Below are 19200 nucleotides of genomic sequence, written 5' to 3' on the forward strand. Positions count from 1 at the left end.
CTATTTCCACTTGCAGGATGTTAGAGCTTATCAAATTCCACTCCGTATTGATTGAAGATGGCCTCGTATTTATTTTCAAATATGGTCCATCGCTGTTCGGCTCCGTACTTTTCCTGCAAAGCCTTCAAATATTGTTTGGCTGCTGCGACATCATCGGATTGAAATAACAAATGAAAGCTCTCTTCGCCCAGATGCAGGAATGGGCCCGCCGTGTAGTAATCAACAATGCATCTGGCACTGGTCATCGTCTCATAGAATCGGATAACTTCTTCTAATCCATGCAGCAGCGCTTCCCTTAACTCATCCATATTCGTATCGGGAGTGATTGAAAAACGATCTGGAGCCGCCTCCGCTATGTCCTTGATTCTCGCTCTGAAGTGGCAATCCACCTCCTGGGGGGCCGTCAAAACATCTCTCGATTGTATCCGTGCCAACTCCGCTGAGTATATACCGCAGTTCACATAAAACATTACATTGTCCGCCGAATTGCCGGACGATTTTTGGAAATTGAATATATGGATAAGGCTCTCTGTGTGTTTACTGAAATTCAAACCCTTCTTCGCGAAGCCGCGCTTGGAAAGAAACGGCTTTACATCCTGCTTGATCATATCGTTAAAACGTTGCTGCATCGTAATCCCTCCAGTAAGTATCGTTTTGAATGGTTATCACAGAAACATAAGGCCACCATCAAGAGGTAACGGGTATCAGTTTTATGGAAGAAAGGGTATCCGGATTAAAGTCCGCAGGTGCATCAACGTTATATCCCAACCAATAGTCTCCGTAACGCTCCATCACCAATACGTCCCCGAAACGGTAAAAGGAATGAGTGGGCCCCTCTTCTTTCGGGCTCGTATAGAACCCATCGAGCCACACTTCTTCCACCGGCTTATGAAACAATACTTGTATGTTATCCAGTTCTCCTTTTACCGTGTAAAGGTGTTTGCAGCCAAACACGACCTCCTGTAAACAAAAGCTTTTCAAGAAATGATATAAAGAGTCATTTACGATGATATGTCCTTCCGCATGGTCATCCCAAAGCAGGCATTCGTCGCAGTAGACAGGAGACTGGTTATTGCCCGTCTCCACTTGGCACGTCCAATTTGCTTGGTTTTCCTCCAGAAACGTGATTTTGCTCTGATCCCTTTTCAGTCGCTCCACCCTATATAGGCAATCCTGATGTTGAAATATTTCTGGAGAGTTCTCTAGGTGGTCATCGGAACCATCCTTCCAGCGTCCTGCAAACGCATATAGCTCACGCAACGCCGTTGGAAGATCGGCCGGGATCTCGCCCTCGGGCACTCCGTAGGCGCTATCGTACTTTCCGTACCAGTTGATTAGAAACGCCTTTAAGTCATCCAATTGATCGGTGTCTTTCAGAAGCATCGTCATGTTCCTCCCTTCATCTCCGAACCCTTCTCGCCATATGTACTTGCCTTCAACAATTATTCTATCACTTTGCATTTTTTGAATCAGACCTTGGGAGCATTTTTTTCGGGCACGGAGCTTCCGATCCTATTTGCGATTCAAAATGTCCCGTCCAGACAAGCATCTCTACAAAATAAAAATAAGCCGCACTCATCATGAGAGCACGGCCTATTACTCTTGGTACGCCTTACCTATTTCTTCAACTCCAACACCCTCAATAGAACGGTTATCGCTTCGGCCCTAGTCGCCAGGGAGACTGGTGCGAAACGATTGCCCGCCTGACCTTGCACAATCCCCAGCCTGACCACAGTAGCTATTTCAGCCTTTGCCCATTCGGGTATGCTAGCATGATCGTCAAAGACCGCTAGGTCATAGGTTGGATGACCCTCAATACCATAAACGGTGTTTAATGTTCTAGCAAGCATAACCGTCATCTCGGTACGAGTGATCTCCCGATCCGGCTGGAAGCTTCCATCTTCATAACCGCTCACTACACCCATTTTAACAAGCTGCCCAATGGCTTGTTTGGCCCACGAACCAATACGCTCCTTAAAGAGAAGCTCCCCGCTCTCCTCCTGCCGAAGGATCATGGCCCGGAAAAGCATTACTGCATATTCGGCCCGGGTAATCGATCTATCGGGTTGAAACGTTCCATCAGGATAACCGTTTGCCAGCCTTTTGGCCACCGCTTGATCAATACTCGCTGCCGCCCAATGACCCCTTATATCGGAGAACCGAATTTGGGTATTCTCGGGCTGCGTCGCCTGCTCCTCCCGAGGAGTTAACACTGCAAATCTTGTAAAGTGATCGGTCTGAGCTGTAACTTGGTTACCCCTCACCTCTCCGCCAATACGAATCCATAATTTCTGAGCTTCATCATAATAATAGATGGCCGGTGTTTGACCTTTTGGAACTTGGTTAGGATCAAAGATAATCGTAATGGATACTGGCTTTTTGAAATGTTCTCTAACATTCTTAGTGACTTCGAATACAGAACTAATTAAGACTACGTTTTTCATGTTCAATTTGGCGAGGTCGAGCCATTTTTCTATCGTGAGCTGCATGTCTTGATCTGTTGCTCCAGCAGGAATGGTGACGACGATCTCGTCGTCCAACTTCGCAATACCGGAGGAGCCAGCCGGCAAAATCAATTTACCGTTCGCCGAAGTTGGTGTAACCGCCGGAGAACTACTACCGCCACCGCCGCCACTGCCAGGGCTGGTTGGTACTAACGGAGCAAGATTTACCGCAACGAGATAGGTCTGCTGTGTCCCGTTTTGTGCGGTTACAGTATACCGAACGGGACCATTGGAAAAGTCCACCGTCGTCCCGGAGGCCGGGCTTACCGTTGCATACGTGGATACCGTCACTGTCGGCGCCAAGCTCGACAGGTTGGTTCCATGCGTCACTTCAATCGTGACTGTATTCGTTGCCGATTGAATCGTTGCCGCACTTGTCTGCGCTGCTAGCACAAAGCTCACAATGTCTTTCGCTCCGCTTAAGGGCGCTGGCGCTTCGCTTACCGTCACCGTCCACACCTGGGTATCGCCATTTGGGGCGGTTACGGTATAACTAACGGGACCATTGGAAAAGTCCACCGTCGCCCCGGAAGCCGGGCTTACCGTTGCATACGTCGACACCGTCACTGTCGGCGCCAAGCTCGACAGGTTGGTTCCTTGAGCTACTGCAATCATGACCGTATGCGTTGCTGCTTGAATCGTTGCCGCTCCTGTCTGCGATGCCAACGCAAAACTCACAATATCTTTTGCTCCGCTTAAAGGGGCCGATGCTTCTATTACCGTGACCGTCCAAACCTGCGTAGCGCCATTTTGGGCGGTTACGGTGTAGCTGACCGCTCCACCACTGAAGTTCACCGTTGCCCCGGAAGCCGGGCTTAGCGTCGCATGGGCAGATACCGTCACCGTCGGCGCCAAAGTCGACAGGTTCGTTCCATGCGCTACTTCAATTTCCACCGAATGTGTTGCCGCTTGAATCGTTGCCGACCCGGTCTGTGCTGCAAGCGTAAAGCTCACTATATCGTTCGCTCCGCTTAGTGGTGCTGGCGCTTCGCTTACCGTGACCGTCCATACCTGTGCAGTGCCATTTTGGGCGGTTACTGTGTAACTGACGGGAGCACTGGAGAAGTCCAACGTTGCTCCTGAACCCGGGTTTACCGTAGCGTAAGTTGATACCGTCACTGTTGGCACCAACGTCGACAGATTGGTTCCATGCGCTACTTCAATTTCCACCGTATGCGTTGCGGTTTGGATCGTTGCCGCCCCTGTCTGCGCTGCAAGCGTAAAGCTCACTATATCGTTCGCTCCGCTTAAAGGGGCCGATGCTTCTATTACCGTTACCATCCATACCTGCGTAGCGCCATTTTGGGCGATTACGGTATAACTTACTGGACCATTGGAAAAGTCCACCGTCGCCCCGGAAGTCGGGCTTACCGTTGCATACGTAGATACCGTCACTGTCGGCGCCAAGGCCGCCAGGTTCGTTCCATGAGCTACTTCAATCGTGACCGTATGCGTTGCTACTTGAATCGTTGCCGACCCGGTCTGTGCCGCCAGTGTAAAACCAACAAGATCGTTCGCTCCGCTTAACGGCGCTGGCGCTTCGCTTACCGTTACCGTCCATACCTGAGTAGCGCCATTTTGGGCGGTTACGGTATAACTTACCGGACCATTGGAAAAGTTCACCGTTGCCCCGGAAGCCGGGCTTACCGTTGCATGGGGAGATACTGCCACCGTCGGTGCCAAGCTCGACAGATTGGTTCCATCCGCTACCTCAATCGCCACCGAATGCGTAGCTGCTTGAATCGTTGCCGCTCCTGTCTGCTCTGCCAGCGTAAAACCAACAATATCGTTCGCTCCGCTTAACGGCGCTGGCGATTCGCTTACCGTTACCGTATAGTTTTTGGTCGTCGTCCCGTCTTCGGCCGTCACCTTGTAAACAACCGGAGCGTTAAAATTATTCGCCGTTACCCCGCTCGTTTGCAAGATTGACCCCACTTGAACACTGGATGCTTGAGCGCTTGTGAAGGTGGCAACCAACGCACTTCTATTCGTTCCATAGGGAACAGTCAAGGAAATCGCAGTTCCGCTGATCGTACCGCTCACAGCCGGGGATAATCCCTCGAAGCTAAAGGCTGTCATGTCCGCGTTGTTACTTTTGTTGCGTGTAACCGTAATTTTGTATGTCTTCGTCGTTGTGCCATCCTGAGCTGTCACAACGACATTAATAATATTGGAACCCGTATTCAAAGCAAGAGGCGCGCTGCTCTGACCGCTGACAACCGGTGTCGGAGTGCCGCTGTTGACGCTCACGGTGACAGTCGCATTCGAATTCGTAACGGTCGGTGTAACCGTGACGCTGGAATAACTGTTCGCTGCAGTAGACGTATAGGACATCGTATTGGCATTAAAGGTTGGACTTAACGCGCCCGAAGACAAGGTTAAACCAGCCAATGTCGCGACTGTGCTTGCTGCACGTGTCACAGAGATGGTATAGCTTTTCGTCGTCCCGTCTTGCGCCGTTACCGTCACGACAATGCTATTGCTGCCCACATTAAGAGGGAGCGCCGGGCTGTTGGTGCCGCTTGTTACAATACTATCGGTTCCTTCGTTTACCTTCACCTTCACCGTCGCCGTGGAATCCGCTACAGTCGGCCTAACGGTAATCGAGGAGGTCGTATTCGCAACAGTGGGAATCGTATAAGTTACAGTTCCGGCTGCAAATGTTGGACTCAGCGCGCCGCCGCTTGTTGTCAAAGCACTTAAATTGGCGTTCGAGCTTCCTGCCGCACGCGTGACAATCACTGTGTAAGTTTTCGTTTGCGTTCCGTCCTCTGATGTGACCTCGATCATAACCGTATTCGCCGTACCTGCCGTAAGCGAAATGCTTCCGCTCGCTTGGCCGCTCGCCACGCCCACTCCGTTCACTTTCACTGTAGAGCCTAGGTTACTGACAACCGGAGTCACGGTGAGAGCCGTAACACTGTATGCAACACTCGCCGTATAGTCGGTTACGGTTTCCGTAAAACTCGGACTCAGTGTGCCGGAGGACAGGGTAAGCGAGCTTAGCCCTGCAGCCGACGGATCGGAACGAACCACATTCAATGCATATGCCCTGCTGCCGAAACCGGTCGAGCTCGCGACCGTAATCGTTACAGGGTTCGTCCCGGCAACAAGGTTCGTTCCTCCTGTTACAGTCAAGGTGTCCGCTGGGTTTAACCTCGTTCCTGTTACAGTGACGCTATGAGCATTACTTGCAACGACAGCCGTATACGCCGACGTCATATTGTCCACACTTGGGGACACGGGAACGCTTGCCCCCGAATCCGGTGTTACCGTCAGACTGGTCAGCCACAAAGGCGCAGTTCCGCGAAGATATGGAGTCGTCGTCCCGCTGACGATATTCCATACGGTGCTAAAATCCCATGTATTGTAGCTCGCGCTAAGCTTCATCGTATCTGTCGTATATCCCGTTATTCCAGTAGCTGTTCCTGAACCGACTCCGCTATTCATCCCTGAGGTCGTCTTATTCCAATAGCTGTTCGTAAAGGTTCCGCTCGTTTTCGTACCTACCAATCCGCCGACTGCACTGCCTCCCGTCACCTTGCCGGTGGCGTAATTGTTTTTATAGGTTCCGGATTGGGTTTTGCCGATCAGACCGCCTGCCGATGCTTGTACGGAGGTCACTTGTCCCGTCGCGTAAGAGTTGGAGACCTTTCCCGAGTTTCTATCGCTGCCTACAAGCCCCCCCACCGTACTGGAGCCTTGAACGTTGCCCTCCGCATAGCTTGTGTCTACCGTGCCGCCCTCATTGAGTCCGATTAAACCGCCGATTGCACTGCCGCTGCCGGCCACGGCGGCGATGGAGCCGCTCATGGACACCGAGCCGTATGTCACATAACCGATCAAACCACCCACGCTATCTCGGCCCGACACCGTACCGGAAGCAGAAACATTAGTTACCGTACCCGAGCTGTGCCATCCTACCAACATGCCTACTTTATCCCGACCGGTGACCGCCGCTTGGACAAGTTTTAGATTGGACACGCTGCCCAAATAAATATATTGAAACAAACCGATGATATCTTCATTCGGACGCCGTATGGTAAGCCCCGTTATGCTATGCCCATTCCCGTCCAGAACACCTTCAAAATAGATCGGTTTCCAGCCTTCCCCTCCGTCTGCTGACGCGTAGGAGGACAAGTCGATGTCGGCCGTAAGCCGAAACACTTTCTGGTAATCGTTCCGAACCTCATTGAGTTGATCCGCTGTAGCAATAAGATAAGGGGATGCTGCTGTTCCCTCTCCCCCAGCGAATCGGTTGCGAATCACCGTAAGGGAATAAATCTTCTGGGTTCCATCCGATGCCGTTACGGTAACCGTGCAGAGGTTGCTCCCCAGAACGAGATTGCTGCATCCGGTGACGGCATAGGATGCATCGGGATGGCGGGTGACAGCCGTTATCGTGGCAGTCGTAGCCGTATTCGGGACAGGTACGGAGTAAGTCTCTGTGCTGCCGTTGAACCCTGGTATAGAAACCCCGTTCACTTGCAAATCCGATAGTTGGGCATCGGAAGACAAGGCGTTCGAAGCCAGCTTATGTACGTGCAACGTATAGACTTGATCCCGGCCATTGCCGTCGCTGACCGTCAAGGTTACGGTATTGTTGCCGGCAGCAAGCGTCGTTCCTCCGAGAATAGCTACCGTTGCTCTGCCATTCGCCGCCGGAGCCGTAATCGTCACGGAATCGGCAACATTGGTCACGCTGATATTATATTGCTTCGTAGCCGAATGGAACGTTGGCGTCAAGGTACCGCTTATACCCGCGTTAGGGGACACGGCCAAATGCGTCAACCATAAAGGCGCGTTATCCTGCAAATACGGATAGCTAGTTCCCGAAGCGCCGGCCCATGTTCCATTAAAGTTCCAGCCTGCGAAGTTGGCCGAGTTCTGCATGCCCGAAGTCGTTAATGAGGTAACACCCGAAGGATCGGAGCTCCAGCCGTAGCTGTACGGACGGCCAGATGCCGTTTCATCCCAGAACGAATTCGTAACCGTGGAACCGTAGCTGTATCCTCCAAAACCGCCCAGGCTGTTGTCGGCATCAACATGACCGGTCGAATAGCTGTTCGCGATCGCAATGCCATTAAAATAGCCGACCAAACCGCCGACCGTTTGCGTTCCTTTCACGGAGCCGAGCGCATAACTGTCCTGAATGCTGCCGGAATTTCCCGTTCCCAGCAATCCCCCGGCCGTTTCTTGATCGCTAACCACGTTGCCGGAAGCGTAGCTCCGCTTGATCGTGCCGGAAATCGAGAAACCAACAAGCCCTCCTACGCTGGAACCGGCTGCGTGAACATCTCCTTCGGCATAATTGTCCGCGAGCTCTCCATTACCGCCGTAATAGTGACCGATCAAGCCGCCGACATTATACGCGTTTCCTTCGACGGTTGCAGAAGAACCGGTATAACTGGCGTTCGAGTCCTCCAGCTTGCCAACCAGCCCTCCTACCTCCTGGTTGCCTTGGACACGACCGGACGTGTACACTTGCGAAAGCGTGGCGAATACGACGCTTCCCGCTAAAATCCCGGTCGTAGAGCCTCCTTTGACATCGGCTTGAATGATCTTCACATTCACGATTTTGCCCGAATAAATGGAGCTAAACAAGCCCACATTTCCGTCATTGCCGCGATCGATATACAAACCTGTAATGCGATGGCCGTCACCGTCCAACGATCCGGAGAAATTTCCCTCTACCGGCTTCCAGCCCTTCCCTCCATCGGATGCGGCATACGCGGACAAATCAATATCCGAAACTAGCTTATAGCTGGCATTTACATTCGTTCGGATCGCATTCAACTGATCCGCGTTTGCAATCAGGTAAGGGGACGCGACCGACCCGTCTCCTCCATTAAAGACAGAGTTAGCAGCGAAGGAAGAATTGGGATACGAGGCCCCCATCATAATTCCTATAAGCAATAAAATGAAGCTTCGATAAACCTTACTCCTCAACCTTATTTTCATTCTACCCCTCCATTTCTTGTATTTGAGCTTGGATCATCATCATTAGCAATGAACCCTATTTCTTAAGCGAACTCATTGTAAACGTCCAAGGTTAAACTGGGGTAAATATAGAAAAAAATACTTCAATAAAAACACAAGCCTCCATCCCCACTTCTTAGGCGGGTTTGGAGGCTTGTGTGCATTCGGTGACACATCTTCGAAAGCTCAGGTCTGTTCATCCAGGCCGCACGCCGTGGATCCCCGTCCCTGTTCAATAACAAAAAGCAATAAGCCCAGTCCCGAGAGAATGAGTTTATTGCTTTTTGTGCTTAACATACGGTTTTCCCTTATTCTTTGTCAAAATAATCATCCGGCACATTTAATTCCTTCAAACAACCTATAAATGCTTCCCTGAAATTAGGATTGTTTTTATATTCCGGCCAGACCGCCTTATAATAAGGCAATAACTTTTCATGAGGGACAATGCCCCAATACAAAATCGTGTTTTTCATAACCTCCTTGTCGCCGCCCATAAACACAAGTTCTACAATTTTCCACCTTTCTGTTTTGTCCTTACAATTACGTGTGGCATAGATTGCGGCAGCCTGCATATTCGAGTCGTTGTGGCACAAAAAGGGCGCGAAGTTTTCGAGGGTAACCGCGCCGGAAGATTCCAAAACATATCCCACATGACGTAACGTTTCCGGGTCGTGAACCCTATCCAGACTTTGCAGGATCACTTTTATAAATTGCTTTAAATCTGAAGATTTCCCGTACCAGTTCAGGATGTTTAAAGCTTGTAAAAAATCTTCGTTTCTTTCAGCATGCAACAACTCGAGAAGAAAGTCTCTTCCCGCGTCAAGAGAGGTTTTGCAAATGAGCTGAATGGCTGTTGCGCGATCCTTTTGACTTTGCCCGGCAACACTTTTTAAAAAATCAATGGTTGGCTGCGATATTTTCTTAAACTTGAACATTCCACCAAGCGCTTTGGATTGGATTTCTTCGTTTGGGGCGTTTTGATAAACCTGTATCAACGCATTCTCATCGCCCGGCATTCTGCTGCCAAACCACGCGATATCATAATCCAGAATGATTTCTTCCAGCCAGCGCTCATACCAGTCCAGAACGTGTTCTTCATAGACAAAGAAAAAGGGGTGATCCGGATGAAAATCTGACGTGTAAACGACTTTTCCCCTGTATTCCCCTTCCAGTACGAGGTACATATCGTATTCGCAGCCTTGTGTCCCGATACACAACATGCCGCCCAGTACCCGATCACGGACAGCGTCGTATTCCAGATCGGGGATGTCCTCATCCTTGATCAGAGGCTCGATCAGACGGTTCCATTCCTCTTTTGTCATTCCGGGGTGCAGAACGCATTTTGCAGTGAGTGCGTATGTACCGGTATAGGAGGTTGCCTTTTCAAGCGAATACATCCCGTAAAACGGTCCCGCACCTCCATTACCGACTTTCGTTAAAAACTGCGTATACAGCTTCGGCAGTGTGACCTGATTTTTTGCTTGCCAGTCTTCAAGCTCTTTTGCCGCAAGCTTTTCACGAACCTTGTATTGGTGCGAGGATGCTCCAAACACCGAAAAAGCCGTATCTTTGCGCATGGCCTGTTCGAGTTTGTTTTGTATTCGATCAAGCTGCGTTTCTTTCTTCCAAAACAACATCTTGCATCCCCCCTGTTGTTTAGAGCCGGGTTTCCTTCGTTTGCTGATCCAGCAATTTCAGCAGATGCGGAAATCGGTATGCTCCGTACATGCTCCGGATGTGCTTGGCAGCGACTGCTAGCTCCATGCCGACAGAGGTTATGTACAAAGGCTTGGAGCTGTTGCCCCGGTAAACCTTTTGGACAAAGGCTTCGTTGTCGTGAAAGGCGCTTTTGGCAACACCGATCACTGGAATTTCCCCTGCAAAATCGGTGTAAACATAATGTCCGAGCCCGGGCTTTTTCTCATCGTTTAAGTACACATAGCCATCCACAACAATGGTATGGATTTGGTTAATATCTGTACCTTTCAGCAATTCCCGTATGCAAGGAAGCTCACGTTTATAGAAAAATCCCGGTTCGTACTCTGGAGGATTTTCCGTATAAGACGTGATGATTTCGAGTGGTTTGGAATCTTCCCAGCTTTGAAAAATAACCCCCACTGATTTTGCCTTGTTTTCCTCGTAATACACATCGACAGCGACGATCATGGATAGTGATTCCTTCCTTCAAAGCTCAGTTTAAGCCATATATGATAGCCTTCCGCAAGTGCAGCACAGACTTTGGAAATATCTCGGTTCCGTTTTTTCATGCTATCAGTATACCTTAATTTTCACGCTCCGACGTATAGTTCGCTAGGCCTTCTTCCGCTCGGCCGGCGGCCAAGACCACTCGTGCAAAAGCCGAAAACGAAAAAGACGGGCTCTGCGCAGCCGCGCAAACCCGCCATACCTGCTTACTTCAATAAAACGGTTACTAAGGTCTCCCCACCGTCACATTCATCGTTCCCCGCTTGTTGATCGTTTGATGAATGATTGCTAGTAATCGCACCGCAAGATCAGCCTTGAAATTCAGCCGGTAGCCGCCGCGTACCCGATCTACAAATCCCAGTTCGATGCATTCCGTAAGGACATCATCGAAATTCATGGTATTTGGCAAGAGAGATTGTAGCGTCTTTTCATCTACTGCGTAGTCCGGTTTCAAATCATTCATGTCTCGTAAGAGGGCTAATAGGACAGGACGGATTTCGTCGGGCAGAAGGGTGAGCGGGAAATCGGCTTCTTTTCCTAACGTTTCAACTGCTTCATTCAGAAACGTCGTCGTCGCGATACAGACCAGCCGATCCTTTGCCCATAGACCGATTCCAAATGGACCCAAGCGAATGTGCACAAGCGAGGGATGCCCGTGCGGGCTAACCGGAGGCGTAGGCATCGATGCTCCTGCTACCGTGATGATATCTCCGAGGAAGCCGATTTTTTCTTCTACTGTCATGCTAACGAACGTTTCTCGGATCTGGGGTAGCAACGATACGAGTCCACCCTCCCGCCCCAACAAATAGTCTGTCGTACAATCATAAGTTTCCGCTAGCATTACAATAAGCGAAAGATCCGGTAAAGAGTCGCCATTCTCCCACTTGGATACAGCTTTTGCAGACACAGATAACCGTTTCCCCAGCTCTTCTTGGGTCATGCCATGGGATCGCCGTAGTTGAGCAAGCTTTACACCGGTATTGCTTAATTTATCCATTGAAAGGAAAACCTCCTTGCCTGTTTGCCTTTATCATAAGGTGCTCCCGTCCCTTTTGGTATGGAGGTGTACGTGAGTCATCAACCCACGGTTGAAAAAGCTTTACCTTCAGTTGAATCAACCTATCTGCGCGCGTCCACTTGATATTCTGAAACATCTCCCGCTATTAACAATGATACCTTCTGTCTCCCAGTTGCTTAAAGTACTTTCCCAATTCTCTTAAGTCAAATCTTATCTGAAGCGGTGTATTTTCTTTCCACGCGCCTATATGAATATGCGGACACCTGGAATAACCGTTATTACCTACTCTGGCGACGATATCTCCTGCCTTTACAGAATCGCCCTTCCCTACATGTACATCCTTTACATGTCCATAAAATACCTTCACACCGTCATGTCTTAAAAACGTTATACTACTTGCTCTAGATGGATGAATCTCCCCTACTTTGTTAGTCATTGGATTAATGTAGATCGCTTCAACCACGCCACCAAATGGAGCAAGAACTTCGGCATCCCAGCCATACCATTCTTCATTATTCCTTCCGTCATTTTTGTACTTCCTCATGCACCCGTCAACAAACTTCTCAATCATACAGTCGCAACCTAAAGCGTCTCCCATGTATTCATATTGCCCCTCCGGGTGTTCCATTACAGAGTAAGCGTGCCGATGGATCGGATGAATAGTAATCACTTCGATTTCAGAATTCACTTTTAGCACTCCCTTTACCAAAATATTAATGATCGTCCATTATGGATTAATTCCCCATATTTATCCAGTCACCTGCCACTTAGCATGGATCTTTAATGATTACAACGCGAAAAATGGTAAACGAGCTGCCGAGACACTTCGAAAAGTCGGTCTTTTTATGGCTTTACCTTGTAGAGTTGAACGGCACGCTATCATAATCCCCAAACCCCATCTCGTCAAGAGAAAATGTGCGAATGAGCGATTTAGCGGGAGGCCCCCCTTTATGTTTTCGAAATAGGAATGAATTTCCGAATATCAAGAGCCATATCGCTTTTTCCAATTCATCCGGATTCACGTAAAATTGGCTTTAGTCCGATGGGGAGGTACGGGATGCGCACCAAAAACCAATCGCAATGAATGCAAGGTCATTACGAAAGACAGAACAGGAGGAGTTGCATGAACAGTGTGGACAAAATCAGATTTATGCTCCTTTACGGTGAGACGCCGGAGACAACATGTTACGGGTACATGGAGCTGAATCCGGATGGCAATATGATCGCGCTCTATAACAGGTATGGCGAGGAAATCGACATGTATGGTGGACACGAATTTGTCAGGATACGGACGCTTGGCAAATTCGATGACGAGGATCGGGATCATTTTTATTCCTTGTTAGAAAGCGATGGTGTAGGATAACCTGCACGTCAGGCTGACAATTCGGGAGGTATCCGATGAATAAACGGATTCAAGAGGCAAGTGGAGTGAAGAGAGGACCGATGTTAACCGCACTACTCATAGGCGCATTTGTCGCGTTTCTTAACGAAAATTTGCTTGTCAATGCGCTTCCCGGATTGATGCGGGAGTTCAACGTTACTGCAACGACCATACAATGGTTATCGACGGGCTATATGCTCGTTATCGGCGTACTGGTGCCGGTGACCGCATTCCTGCAACAATGGCTCACGACTCGTCAGATGTTTCTGTCTGCGATGGCTTTATTTTTAGCCGGTACCTGCTTGTGCGCAAGCTCCCCGGGCTTCGGAATCTTGCTGACGGGCAGGGTTGTTCAGGCTTGCGGGACAGGATTATTGATCCCGTTGATGATGAATACGATTCTCGCCCTTTATCCTCCAGAACGCCGGGGTGCCGCCATGGGTCTCATGGGGCTGGTCATTATGGTCGCCCCTGTCGTCGGCCCGGCTTTGTCGGGATTGATCATCGATACCTTTCACTGGCGATGGCTGTTCTACCTGGTGATTCCTGTCGCGCTGTTTTCGATTATTTATGCAATCTTGTACTTGAAGAATGTAACCGAGTTGACCAAGCCCAAGGTTGATCTTTTATCCATCGTGATGTCAACGGTCGGTTTCGGTTGCGTCACCTACGGCTTCAGCCGGAGCAGTGTCTGGGCTGAGCCCGAGGGTTACGGGGCGATTGCCATAGGGAGCCTCTTCTTGCTCTTGCTTGTATGGCGGCAGCTCACGATCAAAGAGCCGTTGATCAATCTTTCCGTATTCCGGTATCCCACTTTTTCTCTGGTTGCGGTGTTGGTTGTAGTCCTCATGATGGTCCTATTTGCGACAACGACGCTGCTACCGATCTACTTGCAGGATGTGATGCAGTTGACAGCATTCGCGACAGGTTTACTCCTGATGCCCGGTTGTATTTTGAACGGGATCATGATGCCCTTGTCGGGGAAATTACTCGATATATTCGGGCCGCGATTCGTCATTGTGCCGGGACTGGTCTTGATCGCCATATCGTTGTGGCTGTTCGCCGGCATCGACAGTGATACAACGCGAGGTTCTGTTCTATTCCCTCATGTCCTCTTATTTATAGGCATATCGTTTGTCGTCATGCCGGCTCAGACGACAGGATTGAATCAACTTCCGCGTCACTTGGTCCCCCATGGAACAACCATATACAATACGCTCCAACAAATTGCGGGAGGAATTGGAATCGCTTTGTTCGTCGGCGTCATGTCGTCTAGAGCGAATGGTGATCTTCAACACTCGCTCGATCCAACTGCGTTGTATGAGAAAACACAAAGCACGGTTGTCGGCCTGCAAACCGTTTTTTGGATCGAATTTATTCTCGCCATACTTGTTTTGATACTGGGCTGGTTTATAAAAAAATCACCTGCGCCTAATGAAATAGGTTCATTACCAGCACAGAATGAATTATAGCCTATAGCGGGGCAAGCACTCGAATGGGCGGTTGTTCTGCAAGGACTGTGCTCACCGTTCAAACAAAATTCATGATATTGGGCATGAGAGACTGTAACGCTTCTTCATCTACCGCATAATCCAGTGCAAATCATCCATGTCTCGCAAGACGGCTAGTATGATGCTAGACTAAAAAAGCAGATACCAGATGTCAGAAAATCGATTTTGAAAAGAAAAGAGGCAGTTGACCATTGGATATTGTGAAGCATAATCGCGAAGCTTGGAATGCACAAGTGGACAAAGGAAACAGTTGGACGCAGCCCGTTTCGCCGGAAGAAGTCGCACGGGCAAGGCAAGGGATGTACCAAATCGTACTGACGCCAACCAAGCCGATTCCTACGGATTGGCTTGGCGAGGTCGCCGGCAAAGAGGTGCTGTGCCTCGCTTCCGGCGGGGGGCAGCAGGGCCCGATATTAGCCGCACTCGGAGCGGATGTGACCGTATTTGATAACAGCCCCCGGCAATTGGAACAGGATCTTCTCGTTGCCGAGCGGGACAAGCTGACCCTGATACTGGAGCAAGGAGATATGCGGGATTTGTCGCGCTTTAAGGACGAGTCGTTCGACCTGATCGTCCATCCGGTATCCAATTGCTTCATTCCCGAGATCGGCAGCGTCTGGACCGAATGCTACCGCATCTTGCGTCAGGGAGGGGCTTTGCTCGCCGGCGTATGTAATCCGCTCCTGTTCCTGTTCGACGTCCAGGAATGGGACAATGGGAAGCTTGAGGTGAAGTACAGCATTCCTTATTCCGATCCGGAACAGCTCCCGCAAGAACAATTAGCGGCCAAGCTGGCCGCCGGCGAGCCGATGGAGTTCGGCCATTCGCTGGAAAGCCAAATCGGCGGACAAATCGCAGCCGGATTCGTAATCGCCGGATTCTACGAAGACAAAGCCGGCGGCGATCTTCTCGATCCCTACATCAGCACCTATATGGCGACCCGGGCAGTCAAACTCCGCTGAACTTCTATGAAGCTGGGAGTAACAGAAAACGGAGAGCGAGAAATCGACTCTCCGTTAATCTGAAACCCAAATTCATTTCTCCCACGATCGCTGCCATGGCGATGCCCCTTACAGTGTTTTGCCCAGTGCATCAAGCATTTCATTCGTCCCATGCTCGCGCACTTCCGGCGTATCATACCCGTCCAAAAAGGCCCCTTGCTCGGTGAAAATCAGCTTCGTACCGCCATCGGTCGGGATGAGCTCGACTGTCGTGAGCGAAACGGAGATGCGTGTGTCGTCCGAATCCAAAGTATAGCTATAGACGATGCGCTGCTCCGGAACAATCTCTTGATAGCAGACGTCAAAAGTAAAGACTGGTCCGTCCGGCGGACCTCCTCTGCTGTACTCGCGTCCTCCGACACGGAATTCGAAAATATCGGGCTTGGTAAACCATTTGGATTTGGCGGCCGGGTCGGCCCAAGCTTGGTAGACCCTCGCAGGCGATGCGGCATAGGTTCGTTCGACAACAAAGGTTGCGTGTTTGGCGAATCGTTCAGTCACGGTTTGTCCTCCTTTAAGTGCATTCCTTCATGTTCATCGGCAAGAAAATCACCCAGTACATCCAGACGGTACTCCCAGCTCGTCCGCCGTTCGATGACCAGCTTCTCATGGCTTTCCTTCATCGCTTGCAAAAGTCGTGTGAAATCTTCAACGGCTATTAGCGCCTTCCCTTGCATCAACTTCGATACATATTGCAGCTGCTCGAGGAGCTGTTGCTGCATCTTGATCTGCTCCCGGGTCCGGGCCATTTGCAAATTGACGATCTCCAACGGGCTGAACTGCTCGCCAGCCATGGCGGACTTGATCTCTTCCAGGGACATGCCAAGCTCTTTAAGCGACAAAATCTGCTGCAGACGCGACAGATCGGACTCATTGTACAGCCTGTGACCGGACTCCGTCTGGCCGGAAGGCGAGAACAAGCCGATTTGATCGTAAAATCGCAAAGTTCGCACGGTGAGTCCCGTCATTCGAGAAAGGTCCCCAACCTTCCAATATCGTTTCATGGTAACTCCCTCGTTAGCGCTAACTATTACCGGTAGCTTCACTATAAATGATGACGTTACGTAAGGTGCAACCACTATTTTTCACACTATCGACCGTGCTCATACTTCCTTCTCTCCTGCACGCTGCCGTACATATACACTTTATTTGAAGTACGGTTCACACCCATTTGAGATAAGCCATTGTTCCATAACAGCACATGCCGGCCAACTCCGGCAAGGACAGCTGACCGCGCTCCGGCGGCAAGCGCAAAACAAGATGATTCCGAGTCTCCGACCACGGTTCGTAATACACCTCTCCCTCTTGGCTGCTCCCGTATATTTGGCGATAAAACATACATCAGTGCCCTCCTCCTTTCTACGAGTTGAAATTTCCGCCGCCGCAGTCATCGATTAGCCGTTGCAAAGAATCGGCAAATGTTGAAGCGCATGTGTCGGTTCATTCTTACCTCTCTCGATCATCGTATCACATAAAAGATCGATCCAAATAGGTAAATGGATCCAGAGTAAGCGTCAAACAGCCCTCACCATGCGATGATGAGGGCTATCGGAAACGCGGCAGGACCTCTTAACGGTTCTTGGTCAGGGCATCCGCCAAAATATCGACTTGTTTCATCGCAAAGATAGGATCGTTAAACAGAAATTCATCGAAATCAATCCGGTATACACGGTTGTTTTTGACAGCATCGAGATTTTTCCATAGCCCGCTAGCCATAAGCTTGTCAACCGAGCCTTGAGCGCTGGGAGCGGCGGCCACAACGAGATGGTCGCCAACGTATTCCGGAATGGCTTCTTCGGTTATGGACAGATAAGAGGATTCGTCGTCAATGCCACGAATGACATCTTTGAGCACTTTCTCTTGCGGCTTTAATCCCCAATAGGAGTACAAAATGTTGCCCCCCATATTGCGATCCCGATAAATCATCCGAGATTTCTCGCTCCGTACATTCAGAATGGTGAAAGTCTCGTTAGGGCCGAACTTTTGCTGCACGCGCTCTTTCGTTTGAGTAATCTTCGCCTGATATTGGGAAATCCATTGTTCAGCCTTTTCTTGCTTGCCCAGCAAATCCCCAATCAGCCGGATATCTTTCACCGGATCCTGATGGGCCTCAAGGACGACTGTCGGCGCGATTTTATTGAAGCGCTCATACCCTCCGCTCGGCTCGAGATAGGCTTCGATTAATATAATCAAATCCGGCTCCAGTTCGGCAATCAACTCGAGATTGAGGGGAGCGCCCAGATCCACGACACCGTTCGTATCCATGGCTTTTTGGGAGTATTGCAGAATGTAGGTTGCAGCACCGAGCGGACGAACGTCCAATGCCAGCATATGTCCGAGGTGGTAGGCGGTGACAACCCGTTTGGGGTTCGCCGGAATTGATGTTTCGCCGAATTTATGCTTGTACAGCCTTGTCCCGGAAGACGACTCTGCCCCTTTGCTTTCAGCCGCGGAATCGGCGGAGCCGGCTGTGGAGGACGCATTGCTCCCCTTACTTTCCGAGCTTCCATTGCGGATGCCTGTTTGGCAGGCGCTAATAAGCAGTGTCAGGCATAACATGACCAAGGCCGTCATTGATGATTTTGAAGGGTTGTTTGATAGCAATGATAACTCTCCTTTTCGATGATAATCATTTTCATTTACATTATGATTATAGGAGAGTGGCATGGGCGGAACAATGGAGGATACTGACGCATTTGATGGATTACAGTGCAGAGCGCTATGTTCAGATTCGCGCTTGCGAGATTGAAGGGGCGAGACCCCGAACTGTTTTTTGAACAACCGGCTAAAGTAATACACATCCGAATAACCGACGGACAGAGCAATTTCCCGCAGATTCAACTGCGTGGTCAGCAAGTATTGCCGGGCTTGCTCCATCCGTATTCCGATTATGTAATCGTTCGGGCTTTTGCCGATCTCCGCTTTAAACAGTCTGTACATATAGCTGCTGCTGCAGCCGAGCAGATCGGCCAATTGATCCATGGATACGACTTCGGTGTAATGCTCATGGATGTAACGCAGTGCGAACGCCATAAGATCCGCGGGGCTGCCCCGATCTTTGGAGTTTTTCAATTGACTGAACAATACATAGATCAATTCAAACAGCATCGATTTCATTCGAATTTGAGCCAATATGCCGGTCTGCTGCCATTCCTCGTACATTCGGCGAACTTGACCGTGCACGGGCCCCGGCTCCGGAAGGATAACATGATAGAACAGGCGAAAGGGTTGTGCGGGCACGACCGTTCCGTTAGCGAAATCGCTTGCCGCGGAACCGGGCAGGACGGCTTTATAGTAAACGAGATAGTATGAAAATTCATGCTTGGCCGGCATGATGTCCACATTCATCCCCTTGCCTGCGTGAAGTAGATGATGCTGCTTGAGATAGCATTTGTGTTCATCGATTCGAACGTAAGCGCTGCCGCTAACGACAAGTAGAAACATATTCGCTGGAAGCTGATAAGAGAGCAGATCTTGCCCCTCCCACAACACTTTATGACGAATATCCAATATACTGGCAGCGGCCTGATTCCACAGCAGCATCTGCTCGTCCCAATTCAATGCTCACACCTCACGATTGCCCATTGCAGAATTGGGGTAA

Annotated in this window: 14 protein-coding genes; 3 read left to right on the top strand and 11 right to left on the bottom strand. The window is 50.0% G+C overall.

Annotated features, from left to right (window positions below; genetic code table 11):
• Window positions 1-20: 20 nt before the first annotated feature.
• The 7 genes from ABD796_RS27435 to ABD796_RS27465 form a co-directional block, all read right to left on the bottom strand.
• Window positions 21-629 carry a DUF4304 domain-containing protein gene (locus ABD796_RS27435; protein ID WP_344914324.1) on the bottom strand — a complete coding sequence of 203 codons (609 nt, stop codon included), beginning with the start codon at window positions 627-629 and terminating at the stop codon, window positions 21-23.
• Window positions 630-687: 58 nt separating this feature from the next.
• The gene (locus tag ABD796_RS27440) at window positions 688-1383 is read right to left on the bottom strand and encodes a hypothetical protein (protein ID WP_344914326.1); all 696 of its coding nucleotides are present in this window, start codon (window positions 1381-1383) and stop codon (window positions 688-690) included.
• Window positions 1384-1616: 233 nt separating this feature from the next.
• The gene (locus ABD796_RS27445) at window positions 1617-8300 is read right to left on the bottom strand and encodes a cadherin-like beta sandwich domain-containing protein (protein ID WP_344914329.1); all 6684 of its coding nucleotides are present in this window, start codon (window positions 8298-8300) and stop codon (window positions 1617-1619) included.
• Between the two features lie 491 nt (window positions 8301-8791).
• Window positions 8792-10120 carry an SMI1/KNR4 family protein gene (locus ABD796_RS27450; protein ID WP_344914331.1) on the bottom strand — a complete coding sequence of 443 codons (1329 nt, stop codon included), beginning with the start codon at window positions 10118-10120 and terminating at the stop codon, window positions 8792-8794.
• Between the two features lie 19 nt (window positions 10121-10139).
• A complete protein-coding gene (locus ABD796_RS27455; RefSeq protein ID WP_344914333.1) occupies window positions 10140-10649 on the bottom strand; it encodes an endonuclease V in 510 nt (169 codons plus the stop codon).
• Window positions 10650-10914: 265 nt separating this feature from the next.
• Entirely contained in the window at window positions 10915-11685 is a 771-nt protein-coding gene (locus tag ABD796_RS27460) for a helix-turn-helix domain-containing protein (protein ID WP_344914335.1), read from the bottom strand.
• Between the two features lie 166 nt (window positions 11686-11851).
• Window positions 11852-12394 (bottom strand): peptidoglycan DD-metalloendopeptidase family protein, encoded by a 543-nt coding sequence (locus ABD796_RS27465; protein ID WP_344914337.1) that lies wholly within the window; start codon window positions 12392-12394, stop codon window positions 11852-11854.
• Between the two features lie 435 nt (window positions 12395-12829).
• Between ABD796_RS27465 and ABD796_RS27470 the strand changes: the two genes are divergently transcribed.
• The 3 genes from ABD796_RS27470 to ABD796_RS27480 all read left to right on the top strand — a co-directional run bounded on the left by ABD796_RS27470 (window position 12830) and on the right by ABD796_RS27480 (window position 15560).
• Window positions 12830-13069, top strand: coding sequence for a hypothetical protein (locus tag ABD796_RS27470; RefSeq protein WP_344914339.1), 240 nt, complete (start codon window positions 12830-12832; stop codon window positions 13067-13069).
• Window positions 13070-13104: 35 nt separating this feature from the next.
• On the top strand, window positions 13105-14559 hold the full coding sequence (locus ABD796_RS27475) for an MDR family MFS transporter (protein ID WP_344914341.1): 1455 nt from the start codon (window positions 13105-13107) through the stop codon (window positions 14557-14559).
• Between the two features lie 230 nt (window positions 14560-14789).
• Window positions 14790-15560 carry a class I SAM-dependent methyltransferase gene (locus tag ABD796_RS27480; protein WP_344914343.1) on the top strand — a complete coding sequence of 257 codons (771 nt, stop codon included), beginning with the start codon at window positions 14790-14792 and terminating at the stop codon, window positions 15558-15560.
• Window positions 15561-15668: 108 nt separating this feature from the next.
• Here ABD796_RS27480 and ABD796_RS27485 read toward each other — a convergent pair whose 3' ends face one another.
• The 4 genes from ABD796_RS27485 to ABD796_RS27500 all read right to left on the bottom strand — a co-directional run bounded on the left by ABD796_RS27485 (window position 15669) and on the right by ABD796_RS27500 (window position 19160).
• Window positions 15669-16100 carry an SRPBCC family protein gene (locus tag ABD796_RS27485; RefSeq protein ID WP_344914345.1) on the bottom strand — a complete coding sequence of 144 codons (432 nt, stop codon included), beginning with the start codon at window positions 16098-16100 and terminating at the stop codon, window positions 15669-15671.
• Complete coding sequence (locus tag ABD796_RS27490; protein WP_344914347.1) at window positions 16097-16603, bottom strand: MerR family transcriptional regulator; 507 nt, start codon at window positions 16601-16603, stop codon at window positions 16097-16099. Before ABD796_RS27490 ends, ABD796_RS27485 begins: the two co-directional genes overlap by 4 nt.
• Window positions 16604-16760: 157 nt before the next feature.
• Window positions 16761-16937, bottom strand: coding sequence for a hypothetical protein (locus tag ABD796_RS27495; RefSeq protein ID WP_344914349.1), 177 nt, complete (start codon window positions 16935-16937; stop codon window positions 16761-16763).
• Window positions 16938-17168: 231 nt separating this feature from the next.
• Window positions 17169-19160: an AraC family transcriptional regulator gene (locus ABD796_RS27500; protein WP_344914351.1), complete on the bottom strand. Its 1992-nt coding sequence runs from the start codon at window positions 19158-19160 to the stop codon at window positions 17169-17171.
• Window positions 19161-19200: the final 40 nt, after the last annotated feature.

It is taken from the genome of Paenibacillus hodogayensis (genome assembly GCF_039536325.1).
Classification (GTDB): Bacteria; Bacillota; Bacilli; order Paenibacillales; family NBRC-103111; genus Paenibacillus_AB; species Paenibacillus_AB hodogayensis.